The 22,042-nt window shown below is 33.8% G+C and carries 25 protein-coding genes and 1 pseudogene; 18 read left to right on the top strand and 8 right to left on the bottom strand.

Annotated features, from left to right (window positions below; translation table 11 throughout):
- Positions 1-170 precede the first annotated feature (170 nt).
- Positions 171-1,340 (bottom strand): DUF4317 domain-containing protein, encoded by a 1,170-nt coding sequence (locus GW534_RS11850; protein WP_161921232.1) that lies wholly within the window; start codon positions 1,338-1,340, stop codon positions 171-173.
- A gap of 290 nt (positions 1,341-1,630) precedes the next feature.
- Here GW534_RS11850 and GW534_RS11845 point away from each other — a divergent pair, with 290 nt between their 5' ends.
- Positions 1,631-2,923, top strand: a complete 1,293-nt coding sequence (locus GW534_RS11845) for an MFS transporter (protein ID WP_161921231.1) — start codon at positions 1,631-1,633, stop codon at positions 2,921-2,923.
- Positions 2,924-3,210: 287 nt separating this feature from the next.
- Here the strand turns inward: GW534_RS11845 and GW534_RS16495 are convergent.
- Positions 3,211-3,321, bottom strand: a pseudogene (locus tag GW534_RS16495) (hypothetical protein); the annotation flags it as partial.
- Between the two features lie 110 nt (positions 3,322-3,431).
- Entirely contained in the window at positions 3,432-4,181 is a 750-nt protein-coding gene (locus GW534_RS11840; RefSeq protein ID WP_161921230.1) for a pirin family protein, read from the bottom strand.
- Positions 4,182-4,411: 230 nt separating this feature from the next.
- Here GW534_RS11840 and GW534_RS11835 point away from each other — a divergent pair, with 230 nt between their 5' ends.
- From GW534_RS11835 to GW534_RS11810, 6 genes are all read left to right on the top strand, one after another.
- A complete protein-coding gene (locus GW534_RS11835; RefSeq protein ID WP_161921229.1) occupies positions 4,412-4,714 on the top strand; it encodes an MTH1187 family thiamine-binding protein in 303 nt (100 codons plus the stop codon).
- A gap of 658 nt (positions 4,715-5,372) precedes the next feature.
- Entirely contained in the window at positions 5,373-5,789 is a 417-nt protein-coding gene (locus GW534_RS11830; protein ID WP_161921228.1) for a hypothetical protein, read from the top strand.
- Between the two features lie 184 nt (positions 5,790-5,973).
- On the top strand, positions 5,974-6,591 hold the full coding sequence (cbpA, locus tag GW534_RS11825; protein ID WP_161921227.1) for a cyclic di-AMP binding protein CbpA: 618 nt from the start codon (positions 5,974-5,976) through the stop codon (positions 6,589-6,591).
- Between the two features lie 131 nt (positions 6,592-6,722).
- Positions 6,723-7,367, top strand: coding sequence for an alpha/beta hydrolase (locus GW534_RS11820; RefSeq protein WP_161921226.1), 645 nt, complete (start codon positions 6,723-6,725; stop codon positions 7,365-7,367).
- Between the two features lie 86 nt (positions 7,368-7,453).
- Positions 7,454-7,870 carry a hypothetical protein gene (locus GW534_RS11815; RefSeq protein WP_161921225.1) on the top strand — a complete coding sequence of 139 codons (417 nt, stop codon included), beginning with the start codon at positions 7,454-7,456 and terminating at the stop codon, positions 7,868-7,870.
- Between the two features lie 87 nt (positions 7,871-7,957).
- The gene (locus GW534_RS11810; RefSeq protein WP_161921224.1) at positions 7,958-8,197 is read left to right on the top strand and encodes a DUF896 family protein; all 240 of its coding nucleotides are present in this window, start codon (positions 7,958-7,960) and stop codon (positions 8,195-8,197) included.
- A 52-nt stretch (positions 8,198-8,249) separates the two neighbouring features.
- On the opposite strand, the gene GW534_RS11805 is transcribed toward GW534_RS11810, so the two are convergent.
- Entirely contained in the window at positions 8,250-9,014 is a 765-nt protein-coding gene (locus GW534_RS11805) for a hypothetical protein (RefSeq protein WP_161921223.1), read from the bottom strand.
- A 509-nt stretch (positions 9,015-9,523) separates the two neighbouring features.
- Between GW534_RS11805 and GW534_RS11800 the strand changes: the two genes are divergently transcribed.
- The 7 genes from GW534_RS11800 (at position 9,524) to GW534_RS11770 (ending at position 15,253) form a co-directional block, all read left to right on the top strand.
- Positions 9,524-10,717, top strand: a complete 1,194-nt coding sequence (locus GW534_RS11800) for an MFS transporter (RefSeq protein ID WP_161921222.1) — start codon at positions 9,524-9,526, stop codon at positions 10,715-10,717.
- Between the two features lie 472 nt (positions 10,718-11,189).
- A complete protein-coding gene (locus tag GW534_RS11795) occupies positions 11,190-11,966 on the top strand; it encodes a hypothetical protein (RefSeq protein WP_161921221.1) in 777 nt (258 codons plus the stop codon).
- A 6-nt stretch (positions 11,967-11,972) separates the two neighbouring features.
- Complete coding sequence (locus GW534_RS11790; RefSeq protein WP_161921220.1) at positions 11,973-12,344, top strand: GntR family transcriptional regulator; 372 nt, start codon at positions 11,973-11,975, stop codon at positions 12,342-12,344.
- Positions 12,344-13,057 (top strand): ABC transporter ATP-binding protein, encoded by a 714-nt coding sequence (locus GW534_RS11785; RefSeq protein WP_161921219.1) that lies wholly within the window; start codon positions 12,344-12,346, stop codon positions 13,055-13,057. Before GW534_RS11790 ends, GW534_RS11785 begins: the two co-directional genes overlap by 1 nt.
- The gene (locus GW534_RS11780) at positions 13,054-13,974 is read left to right on the top strand and encodes an ABC transporter ATP-binding protein (RefSeq protein ID WP_161921218.1); all 921 of its coding nucleotides are present in this window, start codon (positions 13,054-13,056) and stop codon (positions 13,972-13,974) included. Before GW534_RS11785 ends, GW534_RS11780 begins: the two co-directional genes overlap by 4 nt.
- On the top strand, positions 13,967-14,920 hold the full coding sequence (locus GW534_RS11775) for an ABC transporter permease (RefSeq protein WP_161921217.1): 954 nt from the start codon (positions 13,967-13,969) through the stop codon (positions 14,918-14,920). Before GW534_RS11780 ends, GW534_RS11775 begins: the two co-directional genes overlap by 8 nt.
- Before the next feature lie 69 nt (positions 14,921-14,989).
- Positions 14,990-15,253: a hypothetical protein gene (locus GW534_RS11770; protein WP_161921216.1), complete on the top strand. Its 264-nt coding sequence runs from the start codon at positions 14,990-14,992 to the stop codon at positions 15,251-15,253.
- Positions 15,254-15,685: 432 nt separating this feature from the next.
- On the opposite strand, the gene GW534_RS11765 is transcribed toward GW534_RS11770, so the two are convergent.
- Positions 15,686-16,108, bottom strand: coding sequence for a GtrA family protein (locus GW534_RS11765; protein ID WP_161921233.1), 423 nt, complete (start codon positions 16,106-16,108; stop codon positions 15,686-15,688).
- A gap of 129 nt (positions 16,109-16,237) precedes the next feature.
- Positions 16,238-17,605 (bottom strand): branched-chain amino acid transport system II carrier protein, encoded by a 1,368-nt coding sequence (gene brnQ / locus GW534_RS11760; RefSeq protein WP_161921215.1) that lies wholly within the window; start codon positions 17,603-17,605, stop codon positions 16,238-16,240.
- A 333-nt stretch (positions 17,606-17,938) separates the two neighbouring features.
- Here brnQ and GW534_RS11755 point away from each other — a divergent pair, with 333 nt between their 5' ends.
- The gene (locus tag GW534_RS11755; protein WP_161921214.1) at positions 17,939-18,868 is read left to right on the top strand and encodes a manganese-dependent inorganic pyrophosphatase; all 930 of its coding nucleotides are present in this window, start codon (positions 17,939-17,941) and stop codon (positions 18,866-18,868) included.
- Between the two features lie 50 nt (positions 18,869-18,918).
- Here GW534_RS11755 and GW534_RS11750 read toward each other — a convergent pair whose 3' ends face one another.
- On the bottom strand, positions 18,919-19,776 hold the full coding sequence (locus tag GW534_RS11750; RefSeq protein WP_161921213.1) for a CvfB family protein: 858 nt from the start codon (positions 19,774-19,776) through the stop codon (positions 18,919-18,921).
- Positions 19,777-20,000: 224 nt separating this feature from the next.
- On the opposite strand from GW534_RS11750, the gene GW534_RS11745 reads away from it, so the two are divergent.
- From GW534_RS11745 to GW534_RS11735, 3 genes are all read left to right on the top strand, one after another.
- Positions 20,001-20,222: a WYL domain-containing protein gene (locus GW534_RS11745; protein ID WP_161921212.1), complete on the top strand. Its 222-nt coding sequence runs from the start codon at positions 20,001-20,003 to the stop codon at positions 20,220-20,222.
- Between the two features lie 131 nt (positions 20,223-20,353).
- On the top strand, positions 20,354-21,073 hold the full coding sequence (locus tag GW534_RS11740; protein WP_161921211.1) for an alpha/beta hydrolase: 720 nt from the start codon (positions 20,354-20,356) through the stop codon (positions 21,071-21,073).
- A 44-nt stretch (positions 21,074-21,117) separates the two neighbouring features.
- A complete protein-coding gene (locus GW534_RS11735; RefSeq protein WP_161921210.1) occupies positions 21,118-21,630 on the top strand; it encodes a 2'-5' RNA ligase family protein in 513 nt (170 codons plus the stop codon).
- Positions 21,631-21,712: 82 nt separating this feature from the next.
- Here the strand turns inward: GW534_RS11735 and GW534_RS11730 are convergent, their stop codons facing one another.
- Entirely contained in the window at positions 21,713-21,910 is a 198-nt protein-coding gene (locus GW534_RS11730) for a hypothetical protein (protein ID WP_161921209.1), read from the bottom strand.
- Positions 21,911-22,042: the final 132 nt, after the last annotated feature.

Below are 22,042 nucleotides of genomic sequence, written 5' to 3'. Positions count from 1 at the left end.
GGAAATTTTAACTTATTTGTAAAATTAGAAGGAAAAAATTAGTAAAATGACGATTCTAGTCTCACATTATATATCGGCTTAATTTAATAATCGTTTAATTTTTACAAGTTCACTAGTTTTTTAAGCAAAAAAAGTGTTGCCCATGCATTGAGCAACACCTTTTATCGTATTTAAAGTTTTGCTTCTTCTAGTTTAAAACCTTCAACAATCACATCATCATCAATCTCTAGTAAAAGGCAACGTTTACCTTCAAACATAATATATTTCATATTTCGTAAATCTTTTGGTTTGATTGTGAGGTCTGCCACTTTTGTTTCAATTTTAATTGATTTCGGTATTAAACTATTCGCTTTAAATTCATGTTTTTCATCATCAAGAACCGATTTAATCGCATGTTCAACAATTTCCGTATTCACATTTTCGACGCCACTTACCGTTAATATTTTTTCAATATCTTTCGAATCAATTGTCGGTGGTTCACTATCTTCCGCCTCTTCATTTTCTTCATTTTCAACAATGATGCGGTCGAGTTCTTCATACACATTTGAAATAACTTCTGCTTCTACAGTCTCGCCTACGACTTCTTTTAAAATATGTTCAAAGATCGCCTTATCATCTTGTGCCGTAAGTATTTCTTCACAATGTAATACTTCTTCAATAAATTGATAATCAGGATGATTTGCTTTACCAGTATAATATAAAATATGGTTTACATCCGCTGCATTGTCATTAAAGGCCGGGAATAAAAAGCCTGATAGTGGTGAGGTTAAATTGATAATCGGATCAACATCATTACTCGATTTAAACGTTTTTTCAACATAATCAAATAATAATGTTTTCTTCGGTTGATCAATTTTATTAACAGAGCAAAGTATAAATTGACTTGCGTACGTTTCTTCTGTTCCATCTTCTTCCAGTTCATAGTTCTTTTTTCGTTGTGGTTTACGGTATTCTCCCCGAATAAAGGTCACGACCGTATCAAAGGAATACACCGTTTTCGCGTACATTTTTTCTACAATGGAAAGCATATATTCCTTCCACTCTTCAGTTGTGCGAGCTTGCAATCCTTCATAAAGCGTTGTTTGAGCAGGGTTTTCTTGATGTTGGGTAAATTTCAATTCAAATAACTTCGAATCAAGTTGTCCCGTTAATACCTTTTTAAAATTTTTTAAAAATAATTCTTGTGCTTCTTGTTCTATTAATTGAAACGGTTGACTTACATGAAAATATATTTCTCCCGTTTCCTTCTGCACATAAACATTAAAGATTTCTTTAATTCTCAGTAAATCATTATTCAATTTAAACTGTTTACGAATATTCGCGATATCTTTTTTATTCATATTACTTCAACTCCCTTTTCGATTATACGCTTTTTTGCATAAATTTGTAATAGTAGATTCCCCATCTCTTAATTGAACTTTATCGTACTACGATTCATAACTGCAAAATTAAACATTTTATCTTTTTGAATTATTCGTAAAATAATTTACATTTTTTGTAACAAATGGTAATATCTAATCACAAGATATTCAGGTCATCAGATGAGTTGGTAAAAATTTCATCAACTTTTTTTTCTAACATTTATTGAAAGCGGTTTACTATAATTTTTTCTATTTTAGAGGTGATAATAATGAATAATGCAAGAGTACTAACTGCAAGTTTAATAGGAAGTGCAATTGAATGGTTTGATTACTTTCTATACGGAACCGTTGCTTCTTTAGTTTTTAATCAACTGTTCTTCGTTAATGAAGATCCCGTCGTCGGCTTGCTAATTGCTTATACTTCCTTTTCTATTGCCTTTTTCTTACGCCCCATTGGTGGAGTTGTTTTCAGTCATATCGGTGATCGACTAGGTCGGAAAAAGACGTTGGTATTAACATTAAGTTTAATGGGGTTATCAACTTTCGGTATGGGGTTACTTCCAACTTATCAAGTCATTGGAATTTGGGCTCCCATCTTTTTAACATGTTTACGATTCATTCAAGGCTTGGCACTTGGCGGTGAATGGGGCGGTTCTGTTCTACTAGCCGTTGAATATGCACCAAAAAATAAAAAAGGATTGTTCGGTAGTGTTCCACAAATGGGGATTTCAATCGGTTTAATATTAGGTTCTCTTGTTATGTCAGTGATGACGTTACTTCCAAATGATCAGTTTATGAGTTGGGGATGGCGTGTACCTTTCTTATTAAGTGCTGGTCTCGTATTAGTTGGATTATGGATTCGCAAAGGTATTGATGAAACTCCGGCATTTAAAGAAGCTCAAAAAGCCGGGGAAATTTCCAAACTCCCCATTGCAGACACATTAAAATATCATTGGAAAGCAGTTTTAATCGCAATGGGTGTGAAGGTAGTAGAAACAGCACCATTCTACATATTTGGTACATTTATTGTGTCCTATGCAACTAACCAGTTATCGTTTGGTGAAACGGAAGCCTTAAATGCGGTTGTAATTGGGGCTCTAATCGCTACCATTATGATCCCAATCATAGGTCATGTATCAGATCGAATTGGAAGGAAGAAAATCTACTTATTCGGAATTGTTGCAACAATGATTTATGCTTTTCCATATTTTTGGATATTACAACAAGGGTCCGTATTTTTACTTATATTAGCAACCGTGATTGGCCTTGGGTTTATATGGGGATCACTTAATGCTGTTCAAGGTACAATGATGTCAGAATTTTTCCCCGCAAAAATTCGTAATACCGGGATTTCTCTAGGTTATCAACTTGGAGCAGCCATTGCAGGGGGTACAGCACCATTAGTGGCAACAGCGTTATTAGCAAAATTTAATAATTCTTTCATTCCGGTCGCTTTTTATATGATATTCACAGCATTTATCAGCCTTATTGCAATTTTATGTGTTAAGGGGAAAAAGCATCTAATTGGGCAAGTAGAAAGAAAATTGGATTTAGATGCATAACCTGAGTTTACCTAATTCATCAGATGGCACGAATTAACTATCATCAACATGGTTAGTAATTAAAAATAGTAGTACGACCTAAATTCAGGTTGTACTACTATTTTTTCAATCATCATGTATAAAATGAACAGTCTACCATTGACACATTTCACTTTCCATTCTATGGAGTCGCTTTACTATTTTTCATATTTTTATTTAAAATAATGGCCATGATTATTACAAGGGCTGATATGACTACTGTCGTATAAAATAAACCATTATACCCCGATAGGGCAGCTGTTTGGGTAAATCGGCCCCCGCTTATCAACTAATGCTCCACCTAAGGCCGCACCAACACCAGAAGCTAAAGCTAACGGTGTCATCCAATAACCGGAATATTCGGCTGGAATACCCCAGTAGATGGCTCTTTTGTTTCTTCAATCTTGAAATAATCAATACGATTGCATTGGGCACATTAATGATTCAAGGGATTTTAGTCATTTTGACGTTTGCTTTTTTACTATTTACATTAAATTTTCTTCATACCACTTATTGTTCCAGCCATCGACATTGGCGCATCCATGTCTACTAAAAATAATAAAACTACCGCATCTTCGATTATTTCAAACGGTGGCAATGGCGCTTCCAAATCTGTTACTGCTTCAAACTTCTGAACAATAGTATTTTTAACCCCTATCGTTCCACGCATAACATATAAAAATGGTAAGTAGCCCTCGATTTTGGGTATGTCTAATCGATCCCCTTTTTTCGGATGCACATCAAATATGTACACATTCTGTCGTACAATTAATGGCGCTTCACTATTTTCAGGCCCAACCATTAAATACCAATTCCGGTTGTCTGTTTCCTTTTCATGAAACTGAATCATCGGTTCAAGGTCACTTTCCCGAGGTCTTACAAATATTTGCAGCATCTCCACATCTTCTTCATCATGCAGCTTCACTTTTTCCTCATGCCAAAAGCTAGAACCCGCATTCATCATCATTAATTTTCCAGCTGAAATTGGCACTTCAAACCCTTTTGAATCCCGATGATAAGAAGTCCCTTTCCAAACATAACTTAATATTTCATCATTTTTATGCTCATGCATTTTTATCGTTAGTCCCTTTTTCATGACTGCATGGTCAATAATAGCAAGTGGACCAAAGGCTGGATCAGTAGTTTCTTCATCAAATATATCACTCGGCTGAACCCGCGTTGCAGTGAAAAATCCTTTAAATGGTTGTTTATGTTTATCACTTGTTAACTTTTTAATCATATATAAGCCACCTACATTTTACCTTTTAATTTATTATCTAAGCACACCATATGAACCCACCTCACAAAGGTATATGTATCTAATAATCTACTTACAAGTTGATTTTACAAAATAATTAAGATAAGTTTCCATTATTTTGAAATATGTAAGTTAACTTTGTAGGAGATAAATTATTTTTCCTATTTATTTTTGTTATAATAAGCATGTTTACATAATTAGGAGGGAAAACAATGGCAATTATAGATATTACAGTTATTCCAGTCGGAACCGAGACTGCAAGTGTAAGTCAATATGTCGCCGATATACAAAAGGTGTTGGAACAGTACGAAGGTGACATTAAATATCAATTAACACCAATGAGTACTTTGATTGAAGCAGATTTAGCGGAATTGTTGAAATTAGCTCAATTACTTCATGAAGTACCGTTTAACCATGGAATTCAACGAGTTTGCACAAATATCCGCATTGATGAGAGACGGGATAAAGAACATTCAATGGAAGGGAAACTAAAATCCGTTAAAGAAAAATTATAATTTTTAGTAGTAAAAGTTGATTCTAGTAACGGTAAATTGTGATGAAGGACAAATAATACTTTTATCAACAGGATTTTGTCCTTCATAACGATTATGAAAGACAGTTCTTCGCTAAATTTAACAACTTTTGTCCTTCAGCAACCTCATGAAGGACACTTTTTCTCAAAATTTACTATCTTTTGTCCTTCAGCAACCTCATGAAGGACACTTTTTCTCAAAATTTACTATCTTTTGTCCTTCAGCAACCTCATGAAGGACACTTTTTCTCAAAATTTACTATCTTTTGTCCTTCAGTAACCTCATGAAAGACACTTTTTCTCAAAATCTACTACCTTTTGTCCTTCAGCAACCTCATGAAGGACACTTTTTCTTAAAATCTACTACCTTTTGTCCTTCAGCAACCTCATGAAGGACACTTTTTCTCAAAATTTACTACCTTTTGTCCTTCAGCAACCTCATGAAAGACACTTTTTCACCTCACTCACTTTGATCAACTCCTGAAATTATTATAATGTACGTTGTATAGTATTTTAAAGTGCGTATTATTAACAAACTTATATTATTAAAATAAAGAAAATAATAAAAGATTAAAATTTTAACCCTTCCAAACTCAAGGTCATACAATAAATTAGTCTGTGATTCATGAGGAGGAGAATTTATGACGCACCATTTTCCTTATCCAAACTATGGATACTACCCGTATACATGGGAGATGCCGTACCAGTATGTATGGCCATATACAAACTACTACTCCCCATACAATTTTTATCCTGGCCGTCAAAACTTCCCACCCGTTGATACGGCGGGTTTTGAAAAATCGGCAAGACAATTCCAAGCCTTAACGAAGGAAGTAACATTATTCATTAATCACATTATCAGTTCGACTGAATTTGCTTATGCCGTAATGGATGCAGCGCAAAAATCAGATCAAGCGAAAGTAGAACAACTGATAAAATCAACAGGAATTAGCATTAAATATACAGTACGGTTCACTCCTTCAGCGATTCAAATTGAATTCAATAACTCGACTGAGGAAATTTCATGTTGTAGTATGCTAGTCGGATTACGTTGGTAAAAAAGAAAAGGTTGTAAGTTTCATGTTTTACATGAATTGCTTACAACCTTTTTTCATATATATTTTTATAAACTGGGCGTAGTCCGTTAGCAACTTAATTTATCAAAAATACTTCTATATAGAAATGGAATTTTTTTAAAACACGTAAATATATAATATATTAACTTTTAAAGGTGGGGATGATATGCAAGTCCGGAATAACTACTTAGATCGTATTTTTGTGAAGTATGTAACGGAAGAATTTTCTATAAAGGAGGCTAAACAATTTCTCCAGGAAACTGGATTTCGTTGTGTTCCTATATTAGATAAAACTGAGAAAAGATTTTTAGGAAATGTATATGAAATTGATATATTTAAATATGAAGGTTCATTAGACGATTCCGTTTTAAACATAGCGGATAATGTGGATGCGATCGTCCACGAAGATGAGCCCTTCTTCCGTGTATTTTTTACGATTAAAAAACTGCCATTTTTAGCCGTTGTTAATTCGGAAGGAGAATTTGCCGGGATACTAACCCATTCAAAAGTGATGGAAATATTTGAAGACGCCTTAGGTGTTCATACAAAAGGTCATATGTTAACAATTGGTGTATATGACTTTGATAATACATTAAAAAAATTGACGGCAATCATAAGTAAACATACCTCGATTCAATCTTTAATCACATTACACAGTGATAAATTCGTTAGACAAATCGTCATAACTTTACCGAAAGATATTCAACAAAGTATATTAGAAAAAATACATGAAGAATTAACAAAGGCAAATTTTCGAATTGTACACACGGATCAATTTTCATAGTTTAGTTATTCACTTGGCTATCTCTGAAAAAGGAGATAGCTTTTTTTATATCCATAAAACTTTGCCTCTCCGCTTTTTATTGGTACTATAATTTATAACAAGCTATCATTTCACTTGAAAGGATGAAACGAATGACTGCACCACTTTATTATGAACTTCTAAAACCTACTAATATAGAAGAAGGTAAAAAATACCCTGTCGTTTTTATGTTGCACGGGATGGGAAGTAATGAACGTGATTTACCTCCACTTCTTGATGGTTTTGAAGAAGAAATGTTTATTTTTAGCCTCCGGGCGCCTATCAATCACCCACCGGGTTATGCTTGGTTTACATTTCAAACAATCGGCTCACCAGATCGTGAAACAGTTAACAATGCATTACATAGTTTAGAAAACTTTATTACATATGCTGAAGAAAAATATCCGATAGATTCTGAAAAAATTTTCTTATTAGGATTTAGTCAAGGTTCAATCGTCTCCATGTCCTATGCTATTCAAAATTACGGTCGGATCAAAGGGGTTGTCGCCTTAAGTGGGTATATCCCACCATTTATAAAAGAAGAACACGGAACGAAAACCTTTGAAAAACTTAATTTATTCGTATCCCACGGCATCCAAGACCCCGTACTTCCTTATCAACTAGCAACGGATAGCCACGCATTTCTTGAAAAAACGAAAGCAAACGTTACATTCAAAAGTTATCAAGCAGGGCATTATGTGACTGAAGAAAATTATATCGATCTCCGTACGTGGTTAAAAAACGAATTAAACGGATAAAAGGCGGGTAATTCCCGTCTTTTTTTATACCATCATTGTGCTTTTTTTGTTACAGTTAAAGTATAGAAAATATTGGAGTGAGCGCTATGAGACTAATCATCTATACTTTACCCCTCATCCTTCTGAGTATGTTCACGACATATATGATTTCAAAACGAATTCATGCAAGAAAAATAGAATTAGATGAGATGAATACTTTGTATTTTTGTGATTCATGTGGTAAATTCCATCGACGATATCAAGAAGAATTACAGCTCCTCATCGATCCAAAATATAAATCCTATTTAACATGTCCAAATTGTTACAGTGAAACGAAAATGTTTACAGATGAAGAATATACCTGGATGAAAACAAACCCAGAATGTCCTGAACTCGATAAGCACGATTTAAAGAAAATAAAAACAGCAATGAAAAAGACAAAAAAGATTATCCTAGAAGACAAAAGTATCGATCAGTTTTTACATTATTATAAGTTGAATGAAACTAAAGAAGAAAAATTTTAGCCTCCCTGAATATTTTCATTGGTAATTTACGTTCAAAATAGAGATAATAAAAGTCAATGAGAAAACTTGTTTGAATGGAGTGTCTATATGTTACCAAAACCTCAACTAGATCGTATCAACGAATTGGCAAGGAAGGCTAAGACGGAAGGGCTCACCCTCGCGGAACAAAAAGAACAAATTGAATTAAGAAAAAAATACATTGAAAACTTCCGCTTCGGAATGCGCAATACAATAGAAGGATTAAAAGTAGTCGATGACGACAATAATGATGTAACCCCGGAAAAATTAAAACAAATCCAACATGAAAAAGGGATACATGGTCGTTAATTTTTCATTATAATAAGGAGCTTCCTAAATCATTAGGTTAGCTCCTTTTTTATTACTGGGTGATGGCGGGTGTTAATACATCTATCTCGCCAACAACGTCCCTTTCTTGTAACTTTTCATAAAACAATTCTCTTTTTAGCCGTTCAGCAAAATTGCTCGTTACATATTCTTTTACAAATAAATCTCGTTTTAACATGTCCTCTTCTTTACGGAACCATCCTACCCTACGATAACGTTCACTTTCAGGTTGGGAAGTCCAGAGTAAAATCGCCTCTTTTTCTAATTGATATTCGACCCGTCTTTTTAACACCATCTCTTGGAATCGTCTTTCCCGTTCCTTTTCATAATCTTCCTGTTCCGGTAATTGTTCAATAATCGATTCATAAGATTGGACAATATGGGCTAGTTGGGCTGCAGCTACCTCCTCATATGCAGCTTTAATTTCTTGAATAATTTCCTTTTTCATGCCTTTTAAATCAAGCTGTTGAAGTAAGTTTTCTGATACTTGAAGAAATAAATCATGATTACTTGTTTGCTTTTCTTCGTGAGGAACCGGCCTTACATCAAACCGTTCTTTAATTTCTGAGAAGATGATTTTTAAAGGGGCTTTTTCATTCCGTCTTTCCTTTATATATATAGCAATTTCTAAATCTAATTCTTCATAAATTTTCTCACCCGTCTCATCAATTCGCTTAATATAATGGATGTGTTCATTTTCTAACTTATTGAACCAAGTTGAGATCGTTTTTCGATTTAATTTTGCATCGTTTACTGCCTTTTGAACTTGTTCGGTAAAATCACTAATTTTCCAACTCAATAAAAGCACCTCCCTTACGAAATCAAAACACTGTCCAAATTAATTATCTTATTTTGTAAACTTCGACGAGGGAGAAAAAATACCTTTTAAAAACGTTCGACAACTGTCGTACAACAATTGTCAATATGTTTAAAAATATGTAGAACTGGGAATTTACTTGTCAGTTTTTCTTAAAAAAAATAAAATCTTTTCTAATCTCTCTACTTTCGTTTCGGTGGCGGACGCTTTCCTAGGGGCTGCTCTGAGCCTCCTCACCTCGCAAGCTCGGTTGCGGGGTCTCAAGACTCACGCTAGTCCCGCAGGATTCTGAGTTTTCTTCCTTGAATATGCACCGCAGGAAAAATGTAATACATTTTTGCGAGTCGCCGCCACCACCTTAACGAAAAAATTCTCTTTCTACAATTTTAGTAACTAAAACTTTCAAACTGATTTAACCAATCTATATTAATGGCAAAATTATCTGACTCATATTAAAATGTAATTAAATTTTTGTGAAAGCAGGCGATATAATGGAGACCCAATCAGCCACAAATGGAAAACAAGCAACTTTGAAAACGGGTTTTTATCCTAAAGCTTTGTATACGTATAGTGGCACTCATTTTTTAAATGATCTTGTGACAACCGGAATGATCCCTGCCCTCGTTGTTATGTACAAGGAGGCTTTCTCATTAACTTATACGGAATCAACTTTAATTGTATTAGTTTCATATTTAACATCCTCTATTTCACAACCATTATTTGGTATGATATCCGATCGAAAACCACGAGTATGGTTTTTCGCACTCGGTTTATTTTTATCAGTCGCAGGTTTAGCTCTAACAGGAATAGCTCCGAATTTATTTTGGTTGTTATTCTTTATTGGTATTTCAGGATTAGGTTCAGGTATTTTCCATCCAGAAGCATCTAGGGGAACCCACTTTGCAGCTGGTAATAAAAAAGGATTAGCTCAATCCATTTTCCAAGTCGGAGGAAATGCCGGCCAAGCCTTTGGACCACTTATGATACCTTTATTCCTTGTGTACACTGGAATTGAAGGACTTATATGGTTATTGCCGATTGCCTTTTTATCTTTATTCTTAACCGTTCCATTATTAAAATGGATGAAAACAAGTGTCCAAAATTATCAAGTGAAGAAAAAAGAATTACCTGGGGAAAACCATATTTGGGGTTCAATTTTACTTATTGTTGTCATTTTACTACGTTCTTGGTGTCAAGTCGGTGTCGTTATTTTCTTACCGTTTTATTTAAGTCATTTAACATTACAACAATCGGAGATACTAAACTTTATTTTTGTTGGAGCTGGAGCACTCGGAACATTTTTCGGTGGTGTGTTAGCCGATAAGATTGGTATGAAACGCTTAATGGTTAGTTCCATGATGATTGCTACACCATTTGCCCTACTTTTCCCACATGTTGAAGGTTGGTTAATGGTTATTGTTTTACTACTGTTTGGTTTTAGCGTCTTGTCATCCTTTTCCGTAAGTGTAATTTATATGCAAATGTTACTACCAAAAAACCTTGCACTAGCTTCTGGCCTTTCCATCGGGTTCGGTATCGGTGCTGGCGGGATTGGCTCGGTATTATTAGGAGGAGTATCAGACTTAATTGGTGTTTCAACCGTATTTACAATTTTATCCGTTCTTCCTTTAATCGGTGCCATCTTGGCCATTTTCTTACCAAACGAAAAGAAACTTGTATTTTAATATTTTTGTGAGCATTGGAATCTTTCTTCTGATGCTCATTTTTTATAAAAAGAAATTAAAAAGGAAGGCGCAATTTCACCTTCCTTGTGTATCTTCATTATTGTATTCGGTTTTGTTGAAAAATCTATTTATGGGAACTGCTTTTCAGCCTCGATCTGTTTCATCCAATGAAGAACCGCTTCCCGGGCGGAGCAAATGCGACATTCGGAACTTCCTTCAGCAAACACCACACTTGAACGATCTTATTGGTCACAAATCTATCGACAAAGATATAAGATACAAAACTATCATTAACAAAACATCTTTATAATTTTACTCTTTTCTCACCTTTTTGTCAACCTCCTAAGTATTTTCATTTTCCACCCCCAAAAATAATTTACAAAAAATTTACAACAGATCATTGACAGTACCATTTGTATTAGTGTACTATTCGAATAGAACGCTAATACAAAGTTAAAAGGTGGTAGTTTTTATGAAGTCCTTTACCGGCTTATTGAAAAAGGAATTAATCGTTTCAAAAAATTGGCTTATAACTTGGCTCTGTGTGTTAACGCTCCTGTTATTTTCAAGTTTAATTTTCATTATAAAATATGGTGGTGTTCATTCACGTAGCTTATTTTATTTCATACTTTTTGTCATTGTTAGTATGCACGTTTTCTTTATTCCTATCGTTATGTATAGTTTTTTACATCTCGAAGGAAAAACAATGTTATGGTTGTACAACCCGAATAGTAGTCACAAATTACTTTTAGCAAAACTTCTTATGGCAACGATTCATCTCATAATATCCATGATTCTAATCGGCATTTTTGCAGGTTTAGGTGTGCTATTCTTTGATCTACCTGATTTTGAGATTACTGTATCACCAAGTATTATCATTTTCTGGATTATTTACTTTTATTTATCTTCTGTAACTTTAGCCGTAATCATTACTTTCCTTTGGACTGTGTACCATTCTTTAAGTAAATTTCCTGGACTGAAAAAATTAAGATGGCTAGCGGTTCTTCTCGTATTTATCGCATTAAACTTAATCGACTATTTTTTATTTGAACGAACCCAACTAATTGAAAACAATTTCTTTAATTTCGCCTTTGAAATAGATGGAGAATTTTACTTTGAAATCGAAGGAGATAAGGTCGATTTAGGATCCATACCAGTTCATGTAGGCACTGAACTTTATTATTTAATCAAAACTGTACTCTTATATATCATCTCCTGTCTGTTGCTTGATAAGAAAGTTGAGGTGTAAACATCATTGGCAAAAGAATTCGAAACATCAAAACCAATATATTTACAAATTGCTGATCACATATTCCAAAAAATTATTCGCGAAGAATTGAAACCCGGTGATAAATTGCCTTCTGTTCGCGAAATGGCGGTGCAAATGGGAGTAAACCCAAATACAATTCAACGAACTTATAGTGAAATGGAGAGGATAGGAGTCGTGGAAACTAGGCGTGGGCAAGGTACCTTTATTGTGGAAAATGCGGAGATTATCACAGAGTTAAAACAAACCATTCAATTAGAAGTCATTAGTTCATTTGTTAAAAAGATGAAAGATCTTGGTTTTTCGAAGGAAGAAATGATTGCAAGCTTAAAATCTTATTTAGAAAGAGGTGAAAAATAATGACCGTTCAACTTAATGGCGTAACGAAAAAATATGGCAATGAATTCGCATTAAAAAATGTTTCCTTTACTTTTACGAAAGGAAAAATTTACGGCCTACTCGGACCGAACGGCGGCGGTAAATCAACGACGCTAAAGTTAATAACCGGTCTCGTCTACCCTACCAATGGAACAGTCACCGTCTCTGATGAAAAAGTGACAAGAAAAATTAGTGACAAAGTGGCTTATTTAACGGAATTAGATATGTTTTATGACTCTTTTACAATTAAACAAATGGTCGATTTTTATCATTCCCAGTTTCCTGACTTTAGTTTAGAAAAAGCCCATCAACTTTTACAAGATATGCAATTGGAAGGTAATAAAAAGATTCGTAAATTGTCAAAAGGGAATCGCGGGCGATTGAAACTTGTACTAACAATAGCGCGGAATGCACCGGTAATTCTACTTGATGAACCATTTTCAGGACTAGATGCCCTCGTCCGTGATTCGATTGTAAAAAGTTTACTAACTTATATTAATTTTGAAGAACAAACTGTTATTATTGCCACCCACGAAATCGATGAAATTGAACCTTTATTAGATGAAGTCATCGCGGTTTACCAAGGGCATTACATTGATCATCAAAACGTTGAATCGTTAAGAGAAGAACAAGGTTTATCTGTTTTACAGTGGTTTAAAATGACAATACAAAATTGGGAGAGTGAAAAATATTGAAGCCTGTAATTGAATTAAAAAATGTTTCAAAAACGATCCGCAAACGAACAATTATCGACAATTTAAGTTTTGAAGTAAAAGCTGGTGAAGTGTTTGGCTTCCTCGGTCCGAATGGCGCTGGTAAAACAACAACAATCCGAATGATTGCCGGGCTTATGAAAGTTTCCAGTGGAGAAATTTTTATAAATGGAGTTAATCTTAAACAAGACTTTGAAAAAGCTATCTCCAACATTGGTGCCATCGTTGAAAATCCAGAGCTTTATAAATTTTTAACCGGATATGAAAACTTAATGCAAACGGCTCGTCTATATAAAGGAATAACAAAGGAAAAAATCAATCAAGTTATTCAAATGGTCGGTCTTACTGAACGAATTCATGACAGAGTTAAAACGTATTCTCTCGGTATGCGGCAACGTTTGGGAATTGCCATTTGCTTATTACACGACCCGAAGGTGCTTATATTAGATGAGCCAACAAACGGGCTTGATCCAGCTGGGATTAAAGAAGTCCGAAACTATTTACGAAGACTTGCCCATGAAAACAATTTAGCCGTCCTTGTTTCGAGTCACCTTTTATCGGAGATGGAAATGATGTGTGACCGATTTGCGATTATTCAACACGGAAAACTCATCGATATTCAAAAAGTTCGCGATGAAGATGAAGTGGAAACAAGACCATATTTCATTCAAGTTGATAATATGACCTCTGCAGTAACTCAGTTAAAAGAATTAGGATATAAAGTGAAAGAAAATAAAGATGGTATTGAAGTTCAATTAGAAAAAGAACAAGTTCCTGAAGTTATTAAAGCATTAGTGCAACAAAACATTTTAATATATGAAGTAAAAGGATTATCGAAATCCCTAGAAGAGCGATTCTTAGAAATGACCAATAAAGAGGCGGTGGCAACCCATGATTAATTTAGTTAAAAATGAATGGATTAAACTTTTTAAAAGAATAAGTACGTATATTATGCTCGCATTAATCGTGTTAGGTACATTATTATTTGCCTTTTTAACTCAATGGATCATGAATTTAAACTCTGAAAACGAAATTCCTGACTGGAAAGAAGTTTTACAAGCGGATATCGCTTTTTATCAAGAAGAGTTAAAAAATAATGATTCTGGGTGGTACGGAGATTGGCTAGAAGCTGAATTAGCCATTAGTGAGTATCGACTTGAAAACAATATCCCCCCGACTGAATTTGATTATTCAATGTGGACGTTTATCGATGAGTCATCAGGAATCGTGAACTTTGTTGGATTGTTTGTCATTATTATTGCAGCTGGTATCGTTGCACACGAATACAGTTGGGGTACGATTAAAATGCTGCTTATTAAGCCCTATAAACGTTGGAAAATATTATTATCAAAATATATTACTGTAATTCTATCTCTCGTGTTAATGCTCACACTTTTATTTGCCAGTGCTGCGGCAATTGGTGCGATTTTCTTTGGGCTCGGCGACCATAGCGCGATTCATTTAACTTATGAAAACGGCAAAGTCGTCGAACAAAGTCTGTTATTCCATTTAATGAGGATATATTTATTAACCTCTGCAAGCGCGATTCTTCTAGCTACAATGGCATTTATGATTTCCGCTGCATTTCGAGCTAGTAATCTAGCAATCGGTTTATCCGTATTCCTTTTACTTGCAGGACCTACAATTACCGGTTTACTCTCTCAGCATTTTGATTGGGTTAAATATACGTTATTTGCCAATACAGATTTATTACAATATATATCTGGTGGAGTGTTAATTGAAGGAATGACAATGGAGTTTTCACTACTCATGCTGGCAATTCATTTCGTTATATTCATCGCAATCGCCTTTGCTATTTTTACAAAACGGGACGTAAGCGCGTAAATTTATAATTGATTGTAGCGATTTGGATATACTTTTATTAAGAAACTAACTTAATGGGAGTTGTATCCAATGACTACAATTGAAGGTAGAATTTTTTCAGGCAGTTTTGATGAAGAAGAAAATACGTTCACGTTACAAAAAGTGAAACATTTTCATACAGAAACTTCAATGAAAGAAAAACAATTACAACAACTGTATCAATATTTAAGTCAATCAAAAGACGATGACGGTCAAGTGTTAACATTATATGATCAATTACTCGTCCATTTATCAAATGAAGAAATTAACGATTTATTAAACGATATTGATGAGATATTAACTAATTTCCAATAAGAAGCTGATTATAGTCAAAATTTTTTACCAATCAGATGAAATTATTCGTTTTGTTGGCGGACGCTTTCCGCCGGCACGACCTCAGCCTCCTCGTCACTACGTTCCTGTGGGGTCTTCGGCTCGTGCTAGTCCGGCAGGAGTCGCCGCCAACTTCACTAATAAGGAACAGAGACAAAACAACATAATAGCGGATTTCTTTCATTGCCACTCCTCTTCTTTTTCAAATATAACTACTTTACCATCCTTCCTAATCAAATTATTATATTAAAGTAATATAGGTCTTTATACTTATTTTTTAATCCAATAAATTATATTCCTTGAAAACGATGAAAATTACAGTTAAATTAATTATGTAAGCGCAAACATTTTACTTTACACCAGACTCATTATTCATTTAAAATATTATTGGAAATTAAATTCAAAATATATATATTATCCTTCAATATCTTTTGTAGAAGGTTTTTTAAAAACAATATAACGTTGACCAAAATAATTTAAAACAGAGTATAAAGCACTTCCTACAATAATGGCAATTTCTCCATTATATTGGTTAACAATATTTATTCCATCTAATAGAAAGTTCGTAAATTCTAACCCTATTTTATAAGAAATTATATAACAAATTAACAAAACACTAATAAACCGGAGAAAACTCCGTAAGACCGGTACATTACTTTGAAAGGTAAAATTTTTATTGAGAAAAAAGCTAACTATTGCTCCAACTCCATTGCCACTTAAAGTGGACATCCAGTAATTCCAAGTAAACAGTTCAAAACAAAGAAACATAACGGAAAGACCAATACAAGTATTAACAATACCTACTAAAATAAATTTAACGAATGTAAAATCGATCATCTTTTTCACCTGACTATCACTTGCTGATTTTTCATACAGTTTTTCCGTAAGATGATCACAATAAACGTAAAAAACAAAAAAATCCCTCCAAAAGATGGAGGGAAACAGAAACTTTCGCTTATTTATTAATTACTTTACTACTTCTGCACTCTTTTGTGGAGCAACAAATTTACTAATAATCCAGAACACTACGATTGCAACTACAGCAGGTAACACCCAACCTAGACCTTGTCCATATAATGGAAGTGATTCAGTTAAGAATTGAACTGTTGATTGTAACCAAGCTGGGTTGTCCACTCCAGTTGTAGCAAATAAAGTTGTTAAACCATCGATAATCGCGAAGAAGAAAGTAACAGCAATTGTTCCAACATATACAACTCTAGAATGATTAAATAATGGTGAAACGAATGTTAAAATCATTAATACGATTGTTAATGGATATAAGAACATCAATACAGGGATTGAATAAGTAATGATGTTTGTTAAACCAAAGTTAGCGATAATGAATGAAATTAAAGTAAAGAATACGGCTAAAGTTTTATAGCTAAATTTAGGTAATAATCTGTTAAAGTATTCAGCACAAGATACAATTAGTCCAACACTTGTAGTTAAACAAGCTAAGAACATAACGATTGCTAAAAATGCACTTCCAATTGTACCTAAGTAATAGCCAGTTACACCGCTTAATACTGGTCCACCGTTATCGAAATAGCCAAATTCGTTAACACTAATACCACCCATGAAGGCAATTCCAACGTAAACTACTCCTAAAAGAACTGCAGCAACTACTCCTGATTTAGCAGTGGCAAGAAGGATACCTTTTTCATTTTTCACACCAATTGCTTTAACTGCATTAATAACGATGATTGCAAATACTAATGATGCTAGAGCATCCATTGTGTTATATCCTTCAAGGAATCCTTTTACAAATGATCCTGTAGCGTAATCTCCTTGAGGTTTTGCGAATGAATCGATTGGATTAATTAAAGCTAATACAATAATAACAAGTAATAAAGCTACTAGCGCTGGTGATAAAACTTTTCCAATACGATCGACAATTTTACTTGGGTTTAATGATAACCATAATGTTAATACAAAGAATACAACTGAGAATAAAAATAATCCTAATTTTGGATCAATTCCACCCATTAATGATGCGATACTTGTTTCATAAGGTACAGTTGCTGTACGCGGAATCGCAAAGAATGGTCCAATTGTTAAATATAGTAAACTAGTAAAGAATATACCATAATAAGGATGAACACGACTGGATAGTTCTTGTAAGTTATTTGTACCAGAATACCCGATTGCAATTACCCCTGCTAATGGTAGTCCAACTCCTGTTACTAAAAACCCGATAATTGCTGGCCAAAACTCAGTACCTGCTTGTTGACCTAGTTGGGCTGGGAAAATTAAGTTACCAGCTCCAAAGAATAGTGCGAATAGCATGAAGCCGATGGCAAAATAGTTTAAGACTGCAACCTTCTTGTCAGCCATAAAAAAAATACCTCCTAAAATAATTTAAATAGTCTAAAAAATTACGTTAAAAAAATTAATAAATTATTTATATCACAGTAAAGTGAAAAAGTCTAGAATTTTGTAATTTTTTGTCGATTCTAAATCCGTCATGTTCAATTTTAGAGAATGGAGAGAAAATTAATTTTATTCTTAATAATAATTATACATACAACTAGTTAAATAATTAACTGTTTTTTTTAACTCCTTTTACTTTTTTGCATTTTTTTGTAAAATATTGTTAAAATCACCTGTTTAGAGTACCATATTATTGGTACTATTTTAGAAAAAATTAGAAGTGGAGTTGAAAGAAATATGGATAAAGTACTTGTATTCGGACATAAAAATCCAGATACGGACACAATCTGCTCAGCTATAGCTTATGCAGAATTAAAAAAAGAATTAGGTATGAACGCAGAAGCTGTTCGTCTTGGTGAAGTAAATAGTGAAACACAATACGCATTAGATTATTTTAATGTAGATGCACCACGTCTCGTACAAAACGTTACAGAAGAAACGAACACAGTTATCCTAGTTGACCATAACGAACGTGGTCAAAGTGCGGACGATATTGAAAAAGCAAAAGTAATTGAAGTTATCGATCATCACCGCATCGCTAACTTTGAAACAGCAGATCCATTATATTACCGTGCTGAGCCTGTTGGTTGTACGGCAACGATTTTAAACAAACTTTATAAGGAACATAATGTTGAAATTAAAAAGGAAATTGCTGGATTAATGTTATCAGCGATCATTTCTGACTCATTATTGTTCAAATCACCAACTTGTACAGATGAAGATGTCCAAGCAGCGAAAGAATTAGCAGAAATTGCCAATGTTGATATTGAAACATATGGAATGGCGATGTTAAAAGCAGGTGCAGATGTTTCATCAAAAACAGCTGAAGAATTAATTACATTGGACGCAAAACCATATGATATCGCTGGACATAAAGTGATGATTGCTCAAGTAAATACAGTTGATCCACAAGATGTGCTTGCTCGCCAAGCTGAAGTTGAAGAGGCAATTCAAGCTTCTATTAATAAAGATGGTTTAGATTTATTCTTATTCGTAATTACAGATATTTTAAATAGCAATTCTGTTGGACTAGCTTTAGGTAATCAAGCAGCAATTGTTGAAAAAGCATACAATGTTACATTAGAGAACAATACAGCATTGCTTGAAGGTGTTGTTTCTCGTAAGAAACAGGTCGTTCCAATTTTAACAGAAGCATTTGAAAAATAAAATGGAAAATAATACAGGGCTACCTTTAAAGTAGCCCTTCTTTTTTTCCATTATTTCTTTATATACGTCCAGCCTTCTTCTTGGTAAATTTTCCCTTCTTTCATGAGTCTGCCTAATGCCCGTTTAAACGCACCCTTACTGATTGCAAAGCGTTTTTCAATATCTTCCGGTGCACTTTTATCTGTATAAGGCATACTGCCTCCCCGTTCTTGTAAATAGGCAAAAATCATTTCTGCATCATCCGTTAATTTTTCATGAACTCTTTTTAATAAAGAAACGTTAATAGAGCCGTCCTCTTTTACATCAATAACTCTTCCTGTCACTTTATCACCTAAACGGGGCTCCTTCACCCGTTGACTTTCATGAATAAAACCTCGATAGCCTTCTTCTGTTATGATGAACGTACCGGAATACAATGTCCGATACACATACCCTTTTACATCTTTATTAAAAATTGACCGATCCGCCTTTTTAAAGTAATCTTCCATAATATTTTCCGTTGCGAGTTTCCCAAGGAGACGACCATTTTTATCCGTTTTTAGCGTAATAAATAAACGACCACCAACAGCTGGCCATACTTCTGTTAATTTTGGTAAATCATCCTCATGAATTAAAATATCTTTACTAAGTCCAATATTTACGAATACACCTAAACTTTCCTTAACCTCGACAACTTCACACCAACCATATGTTCCTAATTGCACCTCTGGGATAGCCATCGTAGCAGCTAGTCGCCCTTGCTTATCTTGATATAAAAACACACGGACATCTTCATCAAGTTGTAGCTCGCCTTTTGCCTCACTTTTATGTAGTAAAACATCCTCATTACCGTTTGTTAAAAAAAATCCGAAATCAACTTCCCTTGCAACTGTTAAAGTTTCAACCGTACCCGGTTTTAAATGATTCATTAACTTTCCCTCTTTCTTTTTCAACATAAATATATCTTGTGTCTTTCATTATTTTCACCAGATTCTTCGATTTTAACAATGATTGGTAAAAAGTTACAGTAATAATTATTTTTACGACAAATAAATTTATTTTTTAAAAGATGAAATAATAATTGAATAGAGAATATATGTTCGTTTATAATGAAAAAAAGAATATCTGTTCGGTTATAAAGGAGGCAAATAAATTGCAAGGACTATTAATCAAATGTGCTGTCGACAAAAAACCAGTTGAAATTATTTATCAGTCTAAAAAAGGAACAATTTCGCAACGGACTATTTTGATTAAAAAAGTTAATCAGCAACAAATTCTTGCCTATTGTTACCAAAAGAGGCAAATTCGCTCCTTTATTATTGAACAAATATTAGCTGTACAACCAGTAAAGAAACGATTCACTACACCGGCTTAACTTTAAAAACTTATGAACAGTTTATTAAAATTTTTTGAAATTTTCCTTAATAAAGCTTTCTGCTCCCTATTTTTTTAAACAATATGTTAAGATAAGAATTGTAATTGTTTTCAAACACGGGGGGCTAATAGATGAACAAAGGGAAAGTGGACGAATTTATTATTTACAGCGAACATCTCCAAGAACAACTTAATATATTAGTTTACCTTCCTCCCGAGTATACACCATTTAACGAGTACCCAATTTGTATCGCACAAGACGGTAAAGATTATTTCCAATTAGGAAGAATTGCTAGAACATTAGATGAATTAAACAACAACTTTCAAATTGAACCATTTATTTTTTTCGGTATTCCGTATCAATCGGTGCCAGATCGAAGAAGGAAATATCATCCTGACGGAGAAAAACATCAGCAATATATTCAATTTTTAGTTAATGAATTTTTGCCATATGTTGAAGAAAATTTTCCATTACAAAAAACCGCGACAGCACGAGCTTTAGCAGGTGATTCTCTTGCCGCTACTGCATCATTAATGGCTGCCATTAATAGACCGGATATTTTTGGAAAAGTCATTTTACATTCTCCTTTAGTAGATGAACAAGTATTAAATCATGTCGATCATTTTTCTAATTGGGAATTATTAAATATTTACCATGTAATTGGGAAACAAGAAACTGAAGTGAAAATGACCGATGGAAAAATTGCAGACTTTTTAACTGCAAATCGAAAATTGTCCGAACGGTTGAAAGAATCAAAAGCAAAGTATTTTTATGAAGAAATCGAGGGTAATCATACGTGGAAATATTGGCAAAAGGATTTAAGACGTGCTTTTGTCATGTCTTTCTCATAATTAGGCACCTTTTCTAGTTTAAATTCGCAAAGGAGGTATTTTCCATGAAAGTTGGTGTCGTAATTTATCCATCAAAAAAATTACAAGATTTCGCTAATTCCTATCGAAAAAGATATGATCCATATTACGCATTAATACCACCGCACATGACGTTAAAAGCTAGATTTGATATTTCAGAGAGTCAGTTAAATGATTTCTCAAATAAATTAGAAGAAATCGCTCAAAAGTATCAACCTTTTACTATAACAGCGAAGAAAATTAGTACATTCCATCCGGTTAATAACGTTGTCTATTTAAAAGTGAATCCTACAGAAGAGCTTGAAAAATTATATGACGATATTAATTCACTAGAATACGGTAATCCTCCTGAATATGCTTTTGTTCCTCATATTACAGTTGGGCAAGAATTATCAGAAGGTGAACATAGCGATGTTTATGGACAACTAAGACTATTAAAATTAGATTTCACAGAAGAAGTTGATCGTTTTCATCTAATCTATGAATTAGAAAATGGTGCTTGGAACGTTTACGAAACATTTCTACTCGGGAATAAGTAACAAAATATGCAAAAAAATGCAATCGGTTCCATTCCGGTTGCTTTTTTATTAATTTTTATTAAACTATACAATTCTAATAGAATTAAATCTTCACATCGATTATTGTCCCTTTCTCCAATTCCAACCGATTTTTTTCACGATTTTGTTGAAAATTTAACGTATCGTTTATTTTTCTTACTGCATTGGTCCTTGTTACCGTTTTTTTATTTTTCGTCTGAATTACTTTATCCACATGCCTCTGGTAAATGTAATGATCAACCGGATAAATCGTAAACATCATTTCCTCCCCTCCTATTTTTATCACGTATTGTCAAAAATTTTATATTAAATAGGTTATAAAATACCTTGATAGAGGGCTTTACAAGCAAAAAAATTGCCACCCCCTGGATTTTAAGGTTAATTTGAGGTTACT

This window comes from Pallidibacillus pasinlerensis (genome assembly GCF_009996845.1).
In the GTDB taxonomy this organism is placed as follows: Bacteria; Bacillota; Bacilli; order Bacillales; family Caldibacillaceae; genus Pallidibacillus; species Pallidibacillus pasinlerensis.
This window is presented reverse-complemented; position numbering and strand designations above follow the sequence as displayed.